This is a genomic window from Flavobacterium limnosediminis JC2902 (assembly GCF_000498535.1).
Classification (GTDB): Bacteria; Bacteroidota; Bacteroidia; order Flavobacteriales; family Flavobacteriaceae; genus Flavobacterium; species Flavobacterium limnosediminis.
This window is the reverse complement of the sequence record NZ_AVGG01000023.1, coordinates 14,404-35,380: the sequence shown is the minus strand read 5'-3', so window position 1 is coordinate 35,380 and position 20,977 is coordinate 14,404. Positions and strand designations below refer to the sequence as shown.

Sequence of the window (20,977 nt, the reverse complement as noted above, 5' to 3'; positions counted from 1 at the left end):
ATTTTCTCTGAAAAAACTCAAACTACAATTCTCGGATTATTCGGGCCGGATTACCTGCCACCACTACATTTTCGGGGACACTTTTGGTCACTACGGAATTACTTCCGATTACCGAATTATCACCAATGGTTACCCCTTTTAAAATGGTTACATCGGTACCTATAAAAACATTGTTCCCAATTTTCACTTCCTCAGAAGGTGGATTGGGATGAAACCGTTCCGACGAATTCAAATGATGAAAATCACTATCGGAAACGGATAAATTCAGACCAATAAGTACATTATCGCCAATTATGATTTTTTGCAGTGCCACTATTGAAAAACCGTTATTCAATCGGACATTATTGCCAATTTCGATAACACTCTCCGGATTTCTGACTTCGATGTATCCGTAACCCGAGTAAAAACCGGGGGATAACTCCACACCTACTTTCACTTTATCTCCAAAAACTATTTTCCCTTGTCCCTTCAATAGTATCGGATAAGCAATTTCGGGTTTTCCGGAAACCGATTGGCAATCCGACAACAACTTAAACTTCCGGATGCGAAGGCTAACGAAAAACAGTGTTTTTATTTTTTTGAAAATCCCCATTAATAAGCGTTTATGGTTTTTATGATATGTGCAATTTCCTTATCCCCCAAAACCGGACTCATAGGCAAACTCAGCACCTCATCATGCATTTGTTCCGTTATCGGAAAAGACAAATGATGAAAATCTTTCATCGCTTTCTGCCTGTGTGGCGCCACCGGATAATGAATCATCGTCTGAATGCCGTTATCCAGTAAATACTGCTGCAATTCGTCTCTTTTTTCGGTGCGGATGACAAACAGATGAAACACGTGATTGTCCGAACCGTCATAAAACGGTAAACGGATTTTGTTGTTTTTTATTTCCGACAGATAACGATTGGCCACAGCTCTTCGTTTATTATTTTCTATTGAAAGATGCGGTAATTTTATGCGCAAAAAAGCTGCCTGAAGTTCGTCCAATCGGGAATTGAACCCCAGATAATCGTTGTAATATTTTTTTTCGGAACCGTAATTGGATAGCGATCTGATGGTTTTTGCGAGTTTTTCATCGTTGGTAACCACGGCACCGGCATCGCCTAAAGCCCCTAAATTTTTACCCGGATAAAAACTGAACGTTCGGGTATGACTGCCTTTGAACTGCAATCCGTGTGCCTGAGCGGCATCTTCCACTATCAGTAAATCATACTTGTACCCGATTTCCATGATTTCGTCCATAGCTGCTAACTGACCGTACAAATGAACAATCAGCATACCTTTGGTTTTGGCTGAAATTTTGGCTTCAATCTGTTTCGGATCAATATTAAAGGTATCCGCATCGGGTTCGACTAAAACAGGTACCAGACCGGCATGGATAATTCCTAAAATAGAAGCAATATAGGTGTTGGCAGGTACTATGATTTCATCACCTTCCTTAAGATTACCCATTTCCATGTACGCTTTGAAAGTCAGAATAATAGCATCCAGACCATTCCCTACACCAACGCAATATTTCGAACCGCAATAGGCCGAAAATTCTTCTTCAAAAGCTTTTACTTCATCGCCTAAAATATACCAGCCTGTCGCTAAAAAGTTTTTCAGTTTTTCCTGAAAAGCAACTTCGAAAGGTTCATTTATGGCTTTTATGTCTAAGAATTTTATCATGTTAAATGGCTAATTCGGGGTAGTTTTTGGTTTCAATTCTGATGAAATTCTGAACCGATGTCCGGGCGCCGAAACTTTCTTTCCAATACGCCAGACCTTCGTTTAAAACGCGTCCATTTTCTTCCGAAGAACTTCCGAAACTCACGTATTTCTTATCAGCATACTTTCGGATGATGAAATCAAACAGAATGTCCAAAGCGGCCGTATCGGTTCGGTCATCACTTCCGGAACTGTATTGGAAATGCGCAACGGTTTCCGTTAAAAACATAACAACTCCCGCTTTCAGTTCATCATTCTGATACGCATTAAAAAGTTTGATGTTTTTTGGAAAAAGTGATACTAATTTCTCTATTTCTGCTAAGGAATGCACCGGTTGCACTCCGAAACGGCTTACGAGATTCGGAGTCAGTATCAAATTCCAGAAATCTTTATAGTTTTCATCTTCCCTAACTTCAATATTGAGTTTTTCAGCAAGCGTTAAAGCTCGTTTCCGGTTACGGTTAGGCTTGTATGTTTCGTTATTATCGATGACCAGATACACGTCCGAACGGTAGGTTTGCGCTTTCGTTAAAAAGGAAACATAATCGATTTCTTCGGCAATGGTTTGATTGTAGATTTTCGGTAATGCTTTTATACTAAGAGTATCAATTCCGCTTTTCTTAAGAAAATGCAATACAGCCTGAAAAACCTGAGTATATTCTTTTATTCGGATAGTCTTTTTCACAATAAAGCTTCCGTAACTGAGTCCCTGATGCGAATGGATTTCGCTGCCGTTTTTATTCGCAGGAAGCAACGCAATCAGTTTTTCATCATCAAAAACTAACAGTGAAAAATCTTCAAAACGATCGGAATGATACTCCATAAAATCCCTGTGAAACAGAAATGTTGCATTCTTGGCCTGATCAATAAAATCATTCCAGAGTGCATAATCGGATTTTTGATATTTTCGTACGGTATACTTTTTCACTAAACCTTGATAAACTCCCGAAAAGTAGTAATTTTTCTTCAAATTCAACCCATCTTTTACACAACCAATTATGCCTGATGAAAAATATTTCCTATTTTTAACACAAATCAAATTACAGTGAGGATTAAATTACTTTGCTTTTACAGTGTTCTTTTTTGTCTGTTTTCCGGAATTTCCTTTGGACAGGATATTGCTCTTTACAACCAATTCTTTGGAAGATATGACTTTACCTTCTTTGGAAATACACTGAATCCTGACGAAAACACCTATATGTACCCTAATTACATGCTAACCAGCTCCTCTGCGGATTTAAACCTCGTTTCCGGAGACGTAATTGAAAAGGCCTACCTCTATTGGGCAGGATCGGGCACAGGCGATTTTGATGTAAAATTAAACGGAATCGATTTAACGGCACAAAGGACATTTACAACTACGCAGACCAGTTCCGGTTATACTTTTTTCAGTGCGTTTTATGATGTAACCCCAATAGTAACCGCACAAGGAAACGGAACTTATACGCTGTCGGATTTAGATTTGAATGCCCTGATACCCACTTACTACCTCAACGCCACCAATTTTGCCGGATGGGCCATAATCGTAGTCTATAAAAACAATACACTTCCACTGAATGTTCTGAATATTTATGACGGATTGGAAAATTTATCACCTCCCACTCCGGGAACAATCGATTACCTGCACATCACCTTATCCAATCTTAATGTAATTGATAATCAGGATGCTAAAATCGGTTTTTTGGCCTGGGAGGGCGATCGGAACATTGCCGTTTCCGAATCTCTGAGCATCAACGGAAACGTTTTGGGTAATCCTCCGTTAAATCCGTCCAATAATGCTTTTAACGGAACAAGCACAATAATCGGAAGCAGTACGCTGTACAACATGGATCTGGATATTTATAACATTCAGAACAACATTCAGATTGGCGACACTTCTGCGGAAATTCAACTGACTTCAGGTCAGGATTTCGTTATGATAAACTCGATTGTAACCAAACTGAACAGTCAGTTACCGGATGCAACGGTTACTATCGATCAGACGGGGGTTGAATGTAATTCCAGGAACGTGGCTGTCAACTATACAGTTTCAAATATCAACGCTACTGATTTTCTGCCTGCCGGGACAACCATTACAATTTACGCCGACGGTATTATTGTGGGAACGAATCAAACCCAGAATGACATTCAGATTGGCGACAGCGAAACCTTCTATCAGTTCGTAACCATACCAAGTGGAATTTCACTCAATTTTACAATCGAAATTATTGTGGACCAACCGGGTTTAGTCACGGAATTACTGGAAAACAACAATAACGCCACAATGACCGCAACCCTTGCAGTCGGACCAACTCCCAATCCGCTTGACGATCTGGTTTCCTGCAACAGAGGCTATACAGAAGGCTTATTTGATTTTTCCGCGTATGAAAATACGGTAACTTCAGATCCAAACAGCACGGTAACATTCCATGAATCGCAGGTTGAAGCCAATGCCGGTGTAAACCCGATTGCGGATCCTTCCAATTATATGGCTGCAACAACGCCGAAGCAGATTTTCGTTCGCATCAACGGACCGGAATGTTTCACCACGACTTCCTTCTTTCTAACCGTAAAACCATGCCCTCCTATAGTTTACAACGCGGTTTCCGCTAATGGCGACGGCATGAACGACACCTTCCATATTGAAGGTTTGCGTGATGTTTTTGTTAATTACGAATTGTACATATACAACCGCTGGGGAAGAGAAATATGGAAAGGAAATAACAACACGCCGGAATGGGACGGTTACGTAAAAGACGGCATAGGAAACACACAGGCGCCAGACGGAACCTATTTTTATATCTTATACCTGAATGATCCGGATTATCCTAAACCGCTAAACGGCTATCTGTATCTGAATCATTAAACCTTTTCGACCGTTGGCAGCGACCATTTAAAAATCACGGCCATCAATCGAATGGCTATTATCAGTACCGAAGTGAATAAATAAATCAGATCTTCGGGAATTTTGATACTTTTCAGAAAAAAGAAGAAAACGCCGCCCACAATGCAAATCGTGGCATAGATTTCTTTACGGAAAATCACCGGAACTTCTCCACACAAAATATCGCGGATCACACCGCCAAAACAAGCGGTCATGGTTCCTAAAGCGATACAAATAGGAGGCTCCAATCCTTTTTCCAATCCTTTTTCCAATCCGATTAAAGTAAAAACTCCCAATCCGATGGTATCAAAAAGGAACATGGAAGTACGGAAACGATCCAATTTTTTTCTAAAAATCAGTGCCAAAACAAAACCTGCAGTAATTATATAAACATAGTTTAAATTCATCATCCATCCCACCGGAGTTCTTCCGATAAGGACATCGCGCAGGGTTCCGCCACCCACAGAAGTCACAAAGGCAATAATCAGTACCCCAAAAGGATCCATCTTTTTATTCATTGCGGTTAAGGCGCCCGAAACGGCAAAAGCCATGGTTCCTAAAATATCCAGTAATTCAAACATCTTTACATATTTCGGGTGAAGTAATTGTAGTCTTTCAATACGGTTCGCATAAAATCGGAATCGCTGTCCGATTGGCTTTTAATCCCCGTAACGGATTCTATTTTTTGTCGGAGTTTAAAAATCAGTCGGAAATCTTTCGCTTTCAATGCCGATTCGAATGTTTCCTTTATAATTCGGGCATCATTATCTGAAAGTTTTATTACCAACGGATACGTCGGCACATAATCATCATCAATTTCCTGAAGAATGGTATGATTGATATTGATGTTGTTTTTTAGCGAAATAACCGCTGTTCCCGCCGCCATGTCTCCCAAACGTTGGTTTTTACTGCTCACGGAAATCGCAATTAAACCGATAATCCCGCTTCCGATACTGATTTCAATCAATCTGAAAAGCCAACGCATCAGGTAATCGCCAAAACCAGCCTGATATCCGTCGAGCTTAATCACCTTGATCTTCATTATTTTTTTTCCGAAGGTTTGCCCTTCCATCAGGCTTTCCTGAACCAACGAATAAAAAATGACTGGTAATCCGAAGAGCATTATAACAGCTGTCTGCGACCAATTATCTGCACTTTCCATATAGTCATTAAGTCCTATCAGATAGAAAAAAATATAATAAACAACGATAACATACGCCGCTTTTATCAGCATATCAAGCAACTGCGCAACAATTCTGTCCCCCACGGAAGCGGCCTGAAAATTTATGTTCACATTTTGTGTCGTGGTTATTGATAATTCTGACATATTTCATATTTTAGCCTCTTTATGAGAGAAGTCGCGTTTATAAAACAAAATAAAGAAAAATGGCTTGAATTTGAACAGGCTATTTTTGGCAAAGCTAAAAAAAATCCGGATGAATTGGCAAGTTTGTACATTCATTTGGTGAATGATTTATCGTATGCCCAAACCTACTATCCCAAAAGTAAAACGGTGGTTTATTTAAACCATCTCGCTTCTCAGATTTATCAGAAAATTTATAAAACCAAACGCGAGGAAACCAATCGGCTGGTTTATTTTTTCAAAACCGAAGTTCCGCTCTTGGTCTACGAATACAGAAGGTACATTTTATATGCTTTCCTGCTGTTTTTCCTTTGTACAGGAATTGGAGTCATCTCGGCGCATAATGATGCCACTTTTGTACGTCTCATTTTGGGTGATTCTTATGTGAACATGACATTGGAAAACATCGAAAAAGGTAATCCGGTAGCAGTTTATAAAGGCGGCAGTAATTGGGGCAGTTTCATCGGAATCACGCTTAACAACTTGATTGTGGGCGCAAAATGTTATGTCTACGGGATTTTTGGCGGTATCGGAACGTTTTTTGTTTTGATACAGAATTCCATCATGTTGGGATCATTCCAGTATTTTTTCTATCATGAAAACGTGTTTTGGGAAAGCGTTCGCGGTATCTGGATTCACGGTGCCATGGAAATCTTCGGAATGGTCATTGAGGCCGGATGCGGATTCATTTTAGGGGCCAGCATACTGTTTCCGAAAACGTATTCCCGCGTCAATTCTTTTAAAACCGGATTTAAGGACAGCTTAAAAATATTCCTGGCCACGATTCCGTTTACCATTGCAGCCGGTTTTCTGGAAGGGTTTATCACCCGTTATTCCATTGACATGCCAAGGGTTCTAAACATTTTCATAATTCTGGGAACGCTGTCGATTATCGCTTATTATTTCCTGGTGTATCCTTTTATCGTTAACCGAAAAACAACTAAAAATCATGTTTCAACTCTTTAAAAAAAGAAACTTCGGCGAATTGGTCGGTGACACCTTTACGTTCTTTAAAATGCACGGTAAGCATTACTTCCGAAATTATTTTATCATAAACGGCGGTTTTTTACTGGTGCTTCTGGTTTTGGTTTATTTCCTGATGAAGGTGTTTTTTGAAGGATTGTATTCCAATTTCGGAGGCGGCACAAATACAATGAATACCAATTTCGACGCATATATAAGTGATAATCTGACTTTAGTCATCATTCTGGGTATTTTTACAGCCATTTGCATCCTTTTCCTGAGTCTTTTGAGCTATGCTTTCCCTGTGGCTTATCTGAATCTGATGGAAAAGAAATCCGATTTCACAACCGATGAAATCATTACGGTAATCAAAAGTAAATTGGGCAAAATCGTTGTCTTTTTTATTGCCTCGTTGTTTATTCTAATCCCCCTGATGGCAATTCTGATTGGGCTGGGCTTTGCCTTAGCATTCATCCTGATTGGTATTCCTTTACTGATGATATTGATTCCGGCGATGATGTGTTGGTATTCGCTCAGTTTTTACGATTATATTTCAACAGATAAAGGCTATTTTGAAGCATTGGGCGACGGTTTCAGTTTATTAAAACAAAAATTCTGGCCAACGGTGGGGTCGACTGCGGTTATGTACCTGATTATGCAGATAGTAGTCGGCTTTGTGAGTATGATTCCGTATGTAATAGGAATGATTTCAATGTTTACCACTTTGGAAAGTCAAAATCCGACAGCCGGTTTTGGAGGAGAACAACTCTCATTCTTTATGCTGATGATGGGGATTACCATGATACTGTCGATAGTAATGAATTTCGTCTTCCAGAATTTCATTTTGGTAAACCAAGGAATCATTTACTACAGCCTTCGTGAGGAAAACGAGAACAATACACCGAAAAGCGAAATTGATCTGATTGGAACTTACAGTGAATAAAGTACTTTTTTACATATTATTTTTTATCTCAGGCATTGTTTTTTCCCAAACGGAAAAAGACACTATTGCCTATGCCTATGAACAGTCTGTTCAGGCAGATTCGGCAATCACACCCGTTCATTTCAGGGAGAATTTTCAGCGCGATTACACATCCGAAGAATTTCAGTACCAACCGATTGTAAAAGACACGTCCCGCTGGGATAATTTCAAAGCCTGGCTTCAATATTGGTTAGACCGTATTTTCTCTTTCGGAAACGGTGAAGGGAATGCTACTTTTTTTGAAGTCGTTGTTAAGGTACTGGCTATCCTGATTGTACTTTTTGTGGTCTACCTTATCGTGAAAGCCATCATCAACAAAGAAGGCGGCTGGATTTTCGGTAAATCATCCAAAAAGAAAATCAGCACTTCCGACTATCACGAAGAAGACATCCACAATATCGATTTCAAAAGCATTATCGAGAAAAGCAAAGCGGCCAATAACCATCGTTTGTCGATTCGTTACTATTACTTATGGCTCTTGAAAAAAATGTCGGATAACGGCGTAATCGAATGGGATATTGAGAAAACCAATTCCGATTACCTCTACGAAATACAACGCAATTCACTCAAAGAAGATTTTCAGTACCTGTCTTATATTTATGATTACAGTTGGTATGGCGAATTTCGAGTTGACGACGCCCTGTTTGAAAAAGCCGAAAAAGCCTTCGTTAAAACCATTAATTCCATCTAAATGAACAGGACACTCAAAATATACATTGCGTTTTTTGTGCTGATTGTTATCGGAATTATAGTGATTGACGCCAACCGCAAAAAACCAATTGACTGGACAACATCCTACGCGACGAAGGACAAAATTCCGTTTGGACTTTATGTTTTAGACAAAGAAATCGACAGTTTATTACCGAAACAGAAGGTCCAGCGATTCAACGGCACTCTTTATGAATATTTAGATCCGAAATACAATTCTGCCGATTCGACTTACAATGTAAAAGGCACGATTCTGATGATTTCTGAAAACAACGAATTCGACGAACCATCGTTGAATGAACTGATTTGGTTTGTGGAACACGGAAATACGGCTTTTTTGAGTATGAAAGATTTTCCTCAAAAGCTGATGGATACCTTAAATACCGATTTCGGAAACCAGTATTCCTTAACCGACAGCGTGTATTTCAATCTGACCAACGATGTTTTCAGTCATCAGAAATATACTTTCAAAAAAGGCGCCAGTCGCTCCTATTTCAGTAAAACCGACTCGCTGAAGACTACCGTTTTGGGACATCAGGAGATTGACACTGCCAAGTTTGTGAATTTCATAAAAGTACCTTACGGAAGAGGTCATTTCTATCTGCATACCCAGCCAGCCGTTTTTTCTAATTATTATTTGCTGAATAAAAACACCGCCAGTTATTGTGCAAACATTTTATCGTATCTACCTAAAGGAACCGTTTTCTGGCAGGCAAGAGGATATAAAAATGACGAACTTTCGGGTTCACCGATGCGCTACATCCTGAGTCAGCCGGCTTTAAAATGGGCGTGGTATCTGTTTTTAATCGGAATGCTGACGTTCATTATTTTCAATGCTAAACGAAGACAACGCATTATCCCGATAGAAGTACCCTTGCAGAATACTACGGTGGATTTCACCAAAACCATCGGAAATTTATACCTACAGGAAGGGAATCATTATGTGATCATTGATAAAAAAATCATCTATTTCCTGGAAAAAATACGCACCGATTATCTGATTGACACGTTCAATCTGGATGACACTTTCATTAATCGCCTGCATCAGAAAACCGGAAAAGACAAAACCGATATTGAATATGTGGTACGACTGATAAAAAAGCACCGAAACAATATGGAGAGCACCGAAAAAGACGTTATCGAAATCAGTAAAGCAATAGAAAAATTAAAGTAATATGGATACTTTCGAAAATAACCACACACCGCTAACCGAAACTTCAACCCCTGATTTTTCAACTGAGGCGACACAAACAACAACATCTTCGGATGAGAATGTAAACTTTCAAACCCGAATCAATCTGGCGCCGTTGTTACAAAGCGTAAACGAGATTAAAGCCGAATTGAGTTCGGTTATCGTAGGTCAGCAAAAAATGATCGATCAGTTATTGGTTGCCGTTTTGTCTAACGGGCACGTACTTTTGGAAGGTGTTCCGGGCGTGGCTAAAACCATAACTGCCAAATTGCTTTCCAAAACACTGGCATTGGATTTCAGCCGAATTCAGTTCACGCCGGATTTAATGCCTTCGGATATCATCGGAACTTCTGTTTTTGATTTATCGAAATCGGAATTCCAGTTCAAAAAAGGACCCGTTTTTTCCAATTTCATCCTGATTGACGAAATCAACCGTGCCCCTGCCAAAACACAGGCCGCACTTTTCGAAGTAATGGAAGAACGTCAGATTACAGTTGACGGACAAGCTTATAAAATGGACGCTCCGTTTTTGGTTATCGCTACTCAAAACCCGATTGAGCAGGAAGGAACATACCGTTTGCCGGAAGCGCAATTGGACCGTTTCCTGTTTAAAATCAGCATCGATTATCCGAAACTTGAAGAGGAAATCAGTATCCTTCAAAAGGAAAACGCATTACAGGACCGAAACAAACTGGAGAACATCCGTCAGATTCTTTCAAAAGTTGAAATCGGCAATTACCAAAGTCTGGTAAAACAAATCATGATTGAAAGTCATTTGGTGGAATACATCGCCAAAATAGTGATGAATACCCGTGAAAATGCATTCCTGTATTTAGGTGCTTCGCCGCGTGCTTCCATTGCGATTTTAAATGCAGCCAAAGGTTTTGCAGCGCTTCGCGGACGTGATTTCGTGACTCCGGAAGACATCAAAGATGCAGCAGTTCCCGTATTACAACACCGTGTTATGGTTACGCCGGAACGTGAAATGGAAGGCATTACTTCCACAGAAATTATCCGCCAGATTATCGATACCGTAGAAATTCCGCGCTAATGCATTTTTTTAAGAAATTATACCTTAACAATCTGTTTTTCTATGTGCTTTTGGGCATTATAGCCAGCTTTGTTTTGGCTTATTTTTTCCCGAGTCTGTACAAGGTTTGCTGGCTCTTTGTGTTTTTACTGATTGCTTTTACGGCTTTAGATATCGTATTGTTGTTTGCAAGTCGTCAAGACATAAAAGCAACGCGAAACGCACCGGAAAAATTTTCTAACGGAGACGAAAATCCCATCACAATCAAACTGAAAAACCAGTATTCTTTTGCTGTATTTGTAAAGGTGATTGATGAAATTCCGTTTCAGTTTCAGATGCGTAATTTCGAAATTAACCGAAAAATAGCCGCCAATGAGAAAGATCATTTCGACTATCATTTACGGCCAACCGAACGCGGAGAATATTTCTTCGGAAACCTGAATGTGTATATCTCCTCACCGCTTCGATTGATTTCAAGACGATTTACCTTTGCCAACAATCAGATGGTGCCAACGTATCCGTCTTACATTCAGTTACGAAAATACGACCTGATGGCTTTTTCCAACAATCTGTTGCAATACGGACTGAAACGAATCCGCCGTATCGGACATACAATGGAGTTTGAGCAGATTAAGGAATACGTTCAGGGTGATGACATCAGAACTTTAAACTGGAAAGCCACAGCGAAACGAAATCAGCTAATGGTGAATCAGTTTCAGGATGAAAAATCGCAAACGGTTTACATGGTTATCGACAAAGGCCGTGTGATGAAAATGCCTTTTAACGGACTGAGTCTGCTGGATTATGCCATCAACGCGAGTTTGGTTTTATCCAATGTGATTCTGAAAAAAGGCGATAAAGCAGGACTGTTTTCGTTCTCCAAAAAAGTCGAAAACCGTGTCATTGCCGAACGCCGTCAGTCGCAAATGAATCTGATTCTGGAAAACCTTTATAACATCAAGACAAATTTCTTTGAAAGCGATTACAGCCGTTTGTATGTGGATATCAAGAAAAACATCAACCACCGAAGTCTGATTATCCTCTACACAAATTTCGAAACCGTAGATGGTTTACACCGTCAACTCCCCTATTTAAAAGGAATTGCTAAAAACCATTTGTTGGTGGTTGTTTTCTTCAGCAACACTGAATTAAATGAATTAATCCATAAAAAAGCAACGACTGTTCAGGATGTATACGATCAGACCATAGCCGAAAAATTTGCCTTCGAAAAACGACTGATTGTGAGCGAACTTAAGAAATACGGTATTTATTCGGTACTGACGCAACCGGAAAACCTTACTTTGGATACGATTAACAAATACCAGGAAATTAAAGCGAGGGGAATTTTGTAACAGGGCAACCGCATGAGTTTTTTGATTTCGTATTTTAGTAATATTTCGAAACCTTAATTTTGTGTATAACTTAGTAAAATCCAGTTTTTGTTTTTAAATCTGCGGAGCCTGCGAGAAAATTGCACGCAGACTCCGCAGATTTACGCAGAAAAATCTGTTGCCTTTTCAAAAATAGTTACTATTTTAATTAAACTCATGCGTTTGCCCTGAATTTTGTAAGATGTTCGGAATAACTCCTTAATTTTGTCATTCAGTCCTATAAAAATGAAACAAATCACTTCCGTTCAGAATCCGTATATCAAATCCCTGGTACAACTTCAGGAAAAAGCCAAAACCCGCAAACAAACCGGAACGTTCCTGATTGAAGGGCAGCGTGAAATCATGTTGGCACAAAAAGGAGGTTACGAACTCGAAACGATCTTGTTTTTACCCGAATTAATTTCCGAAAACGAAATCCGACAACTCACAAGACAAAAAGTCGAGCTGATTGAAATTTCCAAAGAAGTCTACCAGAAATTAGCCTATCGCGATACAACTGAAGGCATTCTGGCCATAGCCAAAACCAAATCATTGCAGTTATCAGATTTAAAACTATCCGAAAACCCACTAATTTTAGTCGCCGAAGCCACTGAAAAACCGGGAAACATCGGAGCGCTTTTACGGACCGCCGATGCCGCCAATCTGGATGCGGTGATTATTGCCAATCCGAAAAGCGACATGTACAATCCTAATGTGGTGCGTTCAAGTGTCGGATGTTTATTTACCCGACAAATCGCCGTGGGTTCGACCGAAGAAGTAATTGCTTATCTGAAAGAAAAAAACATTTCGATCTATTGTGCGACTTTACAGGATTCGACCTATTATCATACGCAGAACTACTCCACTCCTTCCGCATTGGTTGTTGGAACAGAAGCTACCGGTTTGACCGAGGCATGGAGAAACGCGAGTACCAAAAACATCATTATTCCGATGCAGGGCGAAATTGATTCGATGAATGTTTCGGTGGCGGCTGCGATATTGATTTTTGAGGCTAAGAGACAGAGGGGGTTTTAGAGGTAAGGGAGAAGGGAGAAGGGAGAAGGGAGAAGGGAGAAGGGAGAAGGGAGAAGGGACAAGAGACAAGAGACAAGAGACAAGAGACAAGAGACAAGAGACAAGAGACAAGATAACAGAAGGGAAAAGGGAGAAGGCAGACTAGAAATTGAATACGGAAGACTGAAATTTTAAGACGGAAGATAAAAAATGTGACCCGGAAGACTTTTTGAAGCACCCGGAAGACCGTTTGAAGCACTTGGAAGTTCCTTTGAAGCACCCGGAAGATCGTTTGAAGCACCCGGAAGATCGTTTCAAGGACCCGGAAGACCGTTTCAGGGCATTTTTCGGAAGACAGAAGACAGAAATCGGTCAACACTAATCAGTGAAATTCAAGCAGATAGCAGAATTTGGGGAACAGAATATAAAAATCGGGATTATGAAATATAAATTATCTTTAGTAGCGCTTTTCATTGGTTTAAGTATATCGGCGCAAATGGCTTCGCCTCAGGTGGATGAATTGGTGGAAAAAACCATGAAGACTTTCAATGTTCCCGGAATTGCGGTGGCTATCGTAAAAGACGGGAAAGTGGTGCATTCCAAAGGTTATGGCGTACGTTCTATCATCACGCAACAAAAAGTGGATGAGAATACGCTCTTCGGAATCGCATCCAACAGTAAAGCCTTCACTGCAACGGCCTTAGCCATCTTAGTGGATGAAAAAAAACTGGATTGGGATGATAAGGTAATCAAGTATATTCCCGATTTCAAAATGTACAACGAGTATGTGACCAATGAATTCACTATCCGTGATTTATTGACACACCGAAGTGGACTCGGAATGGGCGCCGGCGATTTAATGCTTTGGCCGGAAGGAAGTGATTTTACCACAAACGACATCATTCATAATTTGCGGTATCTGCAACCGGTATCAAGCTTCCGAACTAAATTCGACTATGACAATCTGCTTTACATCGTTGCCGGAGAAATCATTCATAAAGTATCCGGAAAATCATGGACAGAATTTATTGAAACCCGAATCATGCTTCCGCTTCAGATGGCGAAAAGTAAAGGAACCTGGTCAAGAATCCCGGACACCACAAATGTCGTTACGCCTCATGTACCCTTAAAAGGAAAACTGGGGATTACCAAACAAAGCAAAAACAGCATCATGGATCCTGCTGGAGGAATTTTTTCCAATATTTCCGATATGAGCAAATGGGTACTGACCCAATTAAACAAAGGAAAATACGGATCCGAAAATAAAGTGTTGTTCAGTGAAGCGCAACACAACGAGATGTGGGCGCCACAGACCATAATTCCGACGAACACTGCTCCGCCTTACAATACACACTTCAGCGCTTACGGATTGGGCTGGTTTTTGAGCGATGTGAAAGGTTACAAACAGGTGACCCATACGGGAGGCCTTGAAGGAATGGTAACACAGGTAACCTTGATTCCGGAACTTAATTTAGGTATCGTTGTTTTAACCAACCAACAATCCGGAGCCGCTTTTTCTGCCATTACCAATACCATAAAGAATACGTATCTGGAAATCCCATACAAGGATTATGTTGAAATGTACAGCAAGCGAAATCAGGAAATGACTGGTAATGCCGATAAATCTACGGAAGAAGTCTGGGCAACAGTTGTCAAAAACAAAAACGCTCAAAAAGCAAATCTTGACAAAATTGTAGGTACTTATGCCGACAATTGGTTGGGTGAAATCAGCATCAGTGAGAAAAAAGGGAAATATTATTTTGCATCGAAACGTTCTCCGAAATTATCCGGTGAGGTTTTCTTTTACAAAGACAACACTTTTACCGTGAAGTGGTTCAACCGCAATATGGAAGCAGATGCTTTTGTATATGCAACTTACGATACAACCGGAAAAGCCGTTAACATCAAGATGAAACCGATTTCGGAACTGACGGATTTCAGTTATGACTTTCAGGATTTGGATATCAACCGGATTAAATAAATACTAAAGAAACGAAAACTGGAAGCCTTTGAAAGCTGGAAGCTTTAATCAAACAGATTAAATACAATAGTTAGTGGCTAGTTTATCAAACGCGACGTCCTAAAATAGGTTTACTAAAATTTACAATGAAACATCGAATAATAAGTCTTTTAAAATGGTACACGTTATCTCTTTTATTCTTCTTTTTTACAATATTTATAATAACTTTTTATATTAAAAACATTGGAGATAGAGAAAAAGTAATTACACATTTTCCAAAAATAGCTTTAAAAAATCAGTTTGGTCAACTAAAGACAATTGATGATTACAAAGGGAAATTGATACTTATTGATTTTTGGTTTTCAGGTTGTGAACCTTGTCTTGAAGAAATGAAATTCTTTCCAGAACTATTAAAGAAACATGATGATTTGGTAATATTAAGCATGAGTGTTGATTCTCCAAAGTGGACACAAAGTTTGTTAAACCAAAAAAGAAAACCTTGGGATTTTTTAGAAGAAAAAAAACTTAATTGGACGTTCTATAATGTGAACAAAGAAAATCTAAATTCCTTCAAAGTAAATTCATTTCCAACCTATTTTATTATAGATAAAAATGGAACTTTATTAGGCTCCCCTAAAAGTGGACTTTACGCAGTAGAAAACAAACTTGGTAGTATATTTACAGCTAATCTTTCTTTTAAAAAATATATTAGTACATGTTCAAAAAAAGATATAATTAAAATATTTCGTTTATATACAATATTATTTATTTTGTTTTCTTTAATCTATGTTATTGTAAAATATTTTAAACGAAATAAATCCAAAAACAGCCACTAACAACCGTTTTGAGCAAGCTAGCGGGACGATACAGGACAATCCGACCGGAATTGCGCTCGAACCCTTATCCTATACCAATTTGGTAATTACCCCTGTCGCCATTCCTCCTGCAAACCAGGGACCGTTCGCAGTGTAAGCACATCCGCCTCCGTAAATATTAGCCTTTATTCGTGATTTTACGATTTTACCGTTGACAGAATCAGTATAGGGTGTATTCTGATCTACAAAAACAGTAAAAATTCCTCCCCTTATATTACCTAATTCAGGCTCGGTAATCAGCAAAGGGACAGGGATAAACCCGTTTGCCTTCAGTACCCAGTCGCTTAAATCAAACTTCCCGTCCAAAGAATCCTTAAAGGAAATATTCTTCTGCCCGTATGAAGACAGCGTGAAGATGAAAATGATCCAGACAAAAAAATCTTTAACCATATTTAAGGTGAATATTAGTTGCTTCATGACTTAAAACAGAAATTCAACATTTTAACCATTATCCAATCTGTCAGTTTTATTTCAGATAATTACGCAGCGGTAACGAAGTATCGATCAGGCATTATAAATTCAATCGGTCACCTTACCATTTTCCAATGATTTGAAACAAGTGAAAAAAAGTTAAAAACACCTGCACAGATTCATCACATAACAATTTAATTTATAAACAGTTACTCAAACAAATATGAGATAATATTTGTACTTTTAATACTAATTTTAATACATATAAAAATCTTTCCTCGATACTAATCACATGATTGAAATCCGATCATTCTGCCATGGAATATTACCAACAACATATTGACGCTGTCGTTAAACAATTTGACAGTAATATTATAAACGGGCTTGATGAATCTGCCCTTCAGTCGGCAAGGAAAAAATATGGAAAAAACGTTCTTAAGAGAAGCCTTTCAGGAAACATCTTTACTATACTGTTCAGACAATTTACAAGTCCGCTTGTTATTATTTTAATAGCCGCTTCCACAGCCTCATTTTATCTGAAACAGCCACGGGACGGCCTCATTCTTATGATTATTGTCATTATAAACGGGTTGTTTGGATTTTATCAGGAATGGAAATCGGAAAACATTCTGGCTTCCATTAAAAAATTGGTAGTCGAAAAATGCACGGTCGTAAGAAAAGAGAAGGCAATCGAAATATTCGCCGAAGATCTTGTGCCGGGCGATATTGTACTGTTATCCGAAGGTGTGGGCATCCCGGCAGATATTCGACTGATTGAATCCAGCGGGTTTTCCACCAATGAATTCATACTTACCGGCGAATCGAAACCTTCAGACAAAGACTATCTCTTTACGACAGAGAAAACCATCCCGGTCGCGGAGATAAAAAATTGCGTGTTTATGGGAACCACCGTTGCGAAAGGAACAGCAACCGGAATTGTTTACGCAATTGGAACACGGACAGAAATCGGAAAAATAAGTTCATCGTCACAAAAAATCAAATCTGCGGATGCTCCTATTCAAAAGGAAGTAAAAGATGTTGCAAGAAAACTTATCTATGCCACGTTAATCATCGGAATTTTGCTGTTTGCTGCTCGTTTGGCACTGAATGATTCAACGGCAATGGCACTCGTTTTTGCCATAAGTGTAGCAGCGGCAATGGTTCCCGAAGGACTTCCGACAGAGATAGTCATGGCACTTTCAATTGCTGTAGGGAGACTGGCAAAAAGGAATGCCATCGTAAAAAAGATTGCCTCGGCACAAACATTGGGTTCGGCCACCGTAATTGCTTCCGATAAAACAGGAACAATTACAAAAAATGAAATGACCATTACAGATTGCCACTTCAACGGAATGGTGTTTTCCGTATCCGGTTTTGGCTATATGCCAAAAGGTGAAATCCTGAATGCACAGGGTGAGGCTCTAAAAAAAGAGTCGCTGGGCGATCTGAAAGTCTTTTTCCTTTCAGGATTTCTTTCTTCTACAGGGAAGATAAATCCTCCCGATAACTATCATCCGAGTTGGTACTGCATAGGTGATCCCACGGAAGCCGCTTTTGCCACATTGGCTATGAAAGCAGGATTCACTTTGGAAGAAGTTGAAAAAGATTATCCTTTAATCGAGTCATTTGCTTTTGATTCTTTCAGAAAGAGAGCAGCAATTATCAGAAAACATCACAAAAAGGTAATCTCTTTCGTGAAGGGTTCCTTGGAATCGATTCTGGATGTTTCCACGAAAATGATCATCAACGATAATGTGGAAAAACTTACAGAAGCACGTAAAGAGGAAATAATTTCCCTGTCGTCCGCATTTGCTGAAAATGCACTGCGAATAATTGCGATTGGTTTTAAAGACCTTTCTCACAAGGAAAATTACACCATAGAAGATGCGGAACAGGATTTAACCTTTGCCGGATTTGTCACCATGTTCGATCCGCCGCATGAAACCGTGAAAGAGGCTATTGAATCTGTTTTCAAAGCCCACATGAAGGTGTTCATGATTACAGGGGATAACGAAGTAACGGCGAAAGCCATTGCTAAAAATATCGGGCTGATGAACGAGTATAATGAATTTCCGGAAGTTATTAACGGGACCGCATTACAACTTAAAAGTGATAAAGAAGTTTGTTCCTTGTTTCGTAAACGGGCGGTTATTTTTTCGAGAGTATCGCCTGATGACAAATTCAGAATCGTAGATCTCTTAAAAAAACAAGGAGAAATTGTGGCCGTAACCGGTGACGGGGTAAACGACACCTTGAGTCTGAAACGGGCCGATATTGGTGTTGCCATGGGATTGAACGGGTCTAAAGTAGCGCAGGAAGCTGCAAACATTATTTTGCTGGATGATAATTTTGCCACCATTGTGACAGCCATCAGGGAAGGAAGAACGATTTTCAGAAATCTTGAAAAAGCGATAAAAGTAAACATATCAGCTAATATTGCAGAATTAACATGTGTTTTGGCAGGTTTTGCAGGCCTGTATTGGGGAATTGACACACCTATAGTTGCTGTACAGATTCTGCTTATAGATATGGCTGGCGAACTGTTTCCGATTCTGATGCTGACATATGATCCTCCCGAAAAAGATATTATGAAAATTCCGCCGAGAAATCCAAAAGATAAAATATTGTCGAAAAAAGCCATGAACGAAGTCCTATTCGCCGGTATCTTGATAGGGCTTACCGCATATGGCGCTTTCCTGATCGAATACTTTCATGACGATCCGTTGGTCAACCATCATGAAAAAGCAATGACAATTACATTTGTTTCCATTATTTTCGGACAATACGCCAATATTCTTTCCAAACGAACCGGCGGAAATGCTCTGGGAAGTTATTTTTTATCAAACCGTAATTTGCTGTTCGGATTCGGATTATCCATTGCCAGCGTACTGCTGATTGTTTATGTGCCTGTTTTAAATCTGTATTTTCATACTTCCTCTTTAGAATTGGTTGATTGGGTATACCCTATATTTTCAGGAATACTTTGCCTGTCAGTTTTTGAACTTCGAAAAAAAATTAAACTATAGAATAATGGAACATCACCTCTTAAATACGCTGAAAGTAAAATCACTTGGTATTGACACCTATAGTGAAAACATCATTTTCATAAGAAGCGATTGTCACATCTGCCGATCCGAAGGCTTTACCGCCTTAACACGACTCGTTGTGCATCATAACGAGAAAACGATCATTGCAACTTTAAATGTAGTCCATTCAGAATTATTATCGGGTAATGAGGCAGGACTTTCCGATATAGCTTTAGAAAGGCTAAATGTTCGTGAAGGTGATCTGATAGCAGTATCGCATCTGAAGCCGATTGAATCCTTAAGTGATGTACGTGCAAAAATATATCATAATAAAATCAATGAAAAGGCTTACCATAAAATCATCAGTGATATAACCGACGGACTTTATTCCGACATTGAAATTTCAGCGTTCATAGCCGGATGTGCGGGAAACAACATGGATCTGGACGAAATCACATGGCTAACTAAAGCAATGATTAAAACCGGATCGAGACTAAAATGGAATCAGCAAGTCATAGCAGACAAACATTGTGTGGGAGGATTACCGGGAAATCGGACAACACCAATCATTGTGGCAATCATAGCAGCATCGGGTTTAACAATTCCAAAAACATCATCACGCGCCATAACTTCTCCCGCCGGAACAGCCGATACAATGGAAACGATTACCGTGGTAAATCTGTCAACCAAGAAAATAAAGGACGTGGTGAATAAAGAAGGTGGATGCTTTGCATGGGGAAGTTTAGCAAAACTAAGTCCTGCCGATGACATTCTGATAACAGTGGAAAAGGCTTTGGACATTGACAGTCCGGGACAAATGATTGCCTCTGTACTTTCAAAAAAAGTTACTGCGGGATCCACTCATGTCCTCATTGAAATTCCGTTTGGAGAAACCGCAAAAGTGAGAACCCATGATGAAGCTTTAAAATTGCAATATTATTTCAAGGCAGTTGGTGATGCCGTTAAATTGAATGTTGAAGTATTAATTACCGATGGCTCGCAACCGATAGGAAAAGGTATTGGCCCCGCATTGGAAGCGATGGATGTACTTTCGGTATTACGAAACGAAAAACAAGCTCCAAAAGATTTAAAGGATAAATCACTGGTAATTGCCGGAGCATTGTTAGAGTTGTCCGGAAAAGCTGAAAAAGGAAAAGGAATTTCGGAAGCGAAAAAAATTCTTGAAAGCGGGAAAGCTTATGAAAAATTTCAAAAAATTTGTCTGGCGCAAGGAGGATTTAAAGAACCGGGATTTGCGAAATTCCATATCAATATCACTTCTGAAACCGCCGGTATTGTTAAATCGGTTGACAATCGGAAATTAGCAAAAATCGCCAAGTTGGCTGGTGCCCCCCGAGATCCGTCAGCCGGAATTTATTTCAATGCACCCATCGGAACCAAAATAGAAAAAGGTCAAACGCTATATACCATTTACTCGGAATTAGAAAGGGAATTACAATATGCTGTCGACTATTTAAAATCTGTGAATTCAATTATAACAATCGTTTAA

At 39.5% G+C, this 20,977-nt stretch carries 19 protein-coding genes; 13 read left to right on the top strand and 6 right to left on the bottom strand.

The annotated features are described in order from the left end of the window. Positions 1-22 precede the first annotated feature (22 nt). The 3 genes from FLJC2902T_RS14565 to FLJC2902T_RS14555 are packed head-to-tail and all read right to left on the bottom strand — an operon-like array spanning position 23 to position 2,638. A complete protein-coding gene (locus FLJC2902T_RS14565) occupies positions 23-592 on the bottom strand; it encodes an acyltransferase (protein ID WP_035679043.1) in 570 nt (189 codons plus the stop codon). After that, positions 592-1,671 (bottom strand): DegT/DnrJ/EryC1/StrS family aminotransferase, encoded by a 1,080-nt coding sequence (locus FLJC2902T_RS14560; RefSeq protein ID WP_023580565.1) that lies wholly within the window; start codon positions 1,669-1,671, stop codon positions 592-594. The genes FLJC2902T_RS14565 and FLJC2902T_RS14560 overlap by 1 nt, the downstream gene beginning before the upstream one ends. Position 1,672: 1 nt before the next feature. Continuing rightward, positions 1,673-2,638 carry a GNAT family N-acetyltransferase gene (locus FLJC2902T_RS14555; protein ID WP_035679081.1) on the bottom strand — a complete coding sequence of 322 codons (966 nt, stop codon included), beginning with the start codon at positions 2,636-2,638 and terminating at the stop codon, positions 1,673-1,675. Between the two features lie 117 nt (positions 2,639-2,755). On the opposite strand from FLJC2902T_RS14555, the gene FLJC2902T_RS14550 reads away from it, so the two are divergent. After that, a complete protein-coding gene (locus tag FLJC2902T_RS14550; RefSeq protein ID WP_023580563.1) occupies positions 2,756-4,555 on the top strand; it encodes a T9SS type B sorting domain-containing protein in 1,800 nt (599 codons plus the stop codon). Here FLJC2902T_RS14550 and FLJC2902T_RS14545 read toward each other — a convergent pair. Beyond that, positions 4,552-5,154, bottom strand: coding sequence for a trimeric intracellular cation channel family protein (locus tag FLJC2902T_RS14545; RefSeq protein ID WP_023580562.1), 603 nt, complete (start codon positions 5,152-5,154; stop codon positions 4,552-4,554). The two genes, FLJC2902T_RS14550 and FLJC2902T_RS14545, sit on opposite strands and share 4 nt — an antisense overlap. 2 nt (positions 5,155-5,156) lie before the next feature. Beyond that, positions 5,157-5,900 (bottom strand): RDD family protein, encoded by a 744-nt coding sequence (locus FLJC2902T_RS14540; RefSeq protein ID WP_023580561.1) that lies wholly within the window; start codon positions 5,898-5,900, stop codon positions 5,157-5,159. A gap of 21 nt (positions 5,901-5,921) precedes the next feature. Here FLJC2902T_RS14540 and FLJC2902T_RS14535 point away from each other — a divergent pair, with 21 nt between their 5' ends. The 10 genes from FLJC2902T_RS14535 to FLJC2902T_RS14495 all read left to right on the top strand — a co-directional run bounded on the left by FLJC2902T_RS14535 (position 5,922) and on the right by FLJC2902T_RS14495 (position 15,991). Beyond that, positions 5,922-6,902, top strand: a complete 981-nt coding sequence (locus FLJC2902T_RS14535) for a stage II sporulation protein M (RefSeq protein ID WP_023580560.1) — start codon at positions 5,922-5,924, stop codon at positions 6,900-6,902. After that, positions 6,886-7,842: a hypothetical protein gene (locus tag FLJC2902T_RS14530; RefSeq protein ID WP_035679039.1), complete on the top strand. Its 957-nt coding sequence runs from the start codon at positions 6,886-6,888 to the stop codon at positions 7,840-7,842. Before FLJC2902T_RS14535 ends, FLJC2902T_RS14530 begins: the two co-directional genes overlap by 17 nt. Beyond that, positions 7,823-8,572, top strand: a complete 750-nt coding sequence (locus FLJC2902T_RS14525; protein WP_051364432.1) for a hypothetical protein — start codon at positions 7,823-7,825, stop codon at positions 8,570-8,572. The genes FLJC2902T_RS14530 and FLJC2902T_RS14525 overlap by 20 nt, the downstream gene beginning before the upstream one ends. After that, positions 8,573-9,763 carry a DUF4350 domain-containing protein gene (locus FLJC2902T_RS14520; RefSeq protein ID WP_023580559.1) on the top strand — a complete coding sequence of 397 codons (1,191 nt, stop codon included), beginning with the start codon at positions 8,573-8,575 and terminating at the stop codon, positions 9,761-9,763. Position 9,764: 1 nt separating this feature from the next. Next, entirely contained in the window at positions 9,765-10,832 is a 1,068-nt protein-coding gene (locus tag FLJC2902T_RS14515) for an AAA family ATPase (RefSeq protein ID WP_023580558.1), read from the top strand. Next, a complete protein-coding gene (locus FLJC2902T_RS14510) occupies positions 10,832-12,163 on the top strand; it encodes a DUF58 domain-containing protein (RefSeq protein ID WP_035679035.1) in 1,332 nt (443 codons plus the stop codon). Before FLJC2902T_RS14515 ends, FLJC2902T_RS14510 begins: the two co-directional genes overlap by 1 nt. 264 nt (positions 12,164-12,427) lie before the next feature. Then, on the top strand, positions 12,428-13,216 hold the full coding sequence (locus FLJC2902T_RS14505; protein WP_023580556.1) for a TrmH family RNA methyltransferase: 789 nt from the start codon (positions 12,428-12,430) through the stop codon (positions 13,214-13,216). A gap of 208 nt (positions 13,217-13,424) precedes the next feature. After that, the gene (locus FLJC2902T_RS16285; protein ID WP_155958922.1) at positions 13,425-13,577 is read left to right on the top strand and encodes a hypothetical protein; all 153 of its coding nucleotides are present in this window, start codon (positions 13,425-13,427) and stop codon (positions 13,575-13,577) included. Between the two features lie 57 nt (positions 13,578-13,634). Next, positions 13,635-15,176: a serine hydrolase gene (locus FLJC2902T_RS14500; protein ID WP_035679069.1), complete on the top strand. Its 1,542-nt coding sequence runs from the start codon at positions 13,635-13,637 to the stop codon at positions 15,174-15,176. A gap of 125 nt (positions 15,177-15,301) precedes the next feature. Continuing rightward, on the top strand, positions 15,302-15,991 hold the full coding sequence (locus FLJC2902T_RS14495; RefSeq protein WP_023580552.1) for a TlpA family protein disulfide reductase: 690 nt from the start codon (positions 15,302-15,304) through the stop codon (positions 15,989-15,991). Positions 15,992-16,060: 69 nt separating this feature from the next. On the opposite strand, the gene FLJC2902T_RS14490 is transcribed toward FLJC2902T_RS14495, so the two are convergent. After that, complete coding sequence (locus FLJC2902T_RS14490; RefSeq protein WP_155958921.1) at positions 16,061-16,447, bottom strand: hypothetical protein; 387 nt, start codon at positions 16,445-16,447, stop codon at positions 16,061-16,063. Positions 16,448-16,758: 311 nt separating this feature from the next. Here FLJC2902T_RS14490 and FLJC2902T_RS14485 point away from each other — a divergent pair, with 311 nt between their 5' ends. Continuing rightward, entirely contained in the window at positions 16,759-19,467 is a 2,709-nt protein-coding gene (locus tag FLJC2902T_RS14485) for a cation-translocating P-type ATPase (RefSeq protein WP_035679032.1), read from the top strand. 4 nt (positions 19,468-19,471) lie between these two features. Then, positions 19,472-20,977 carry a thymidine phosphorylase family protein gene (locus FLJC2902T_RS14480; RefSeq protein WP_023580549.1) on the top strand — a complete coding sequence of 502 codons (1,506 nt, stop codon included), beginning with the start codon at positions 19,472-19,474 and terminating at the stop codon, positions 20,975-20,977.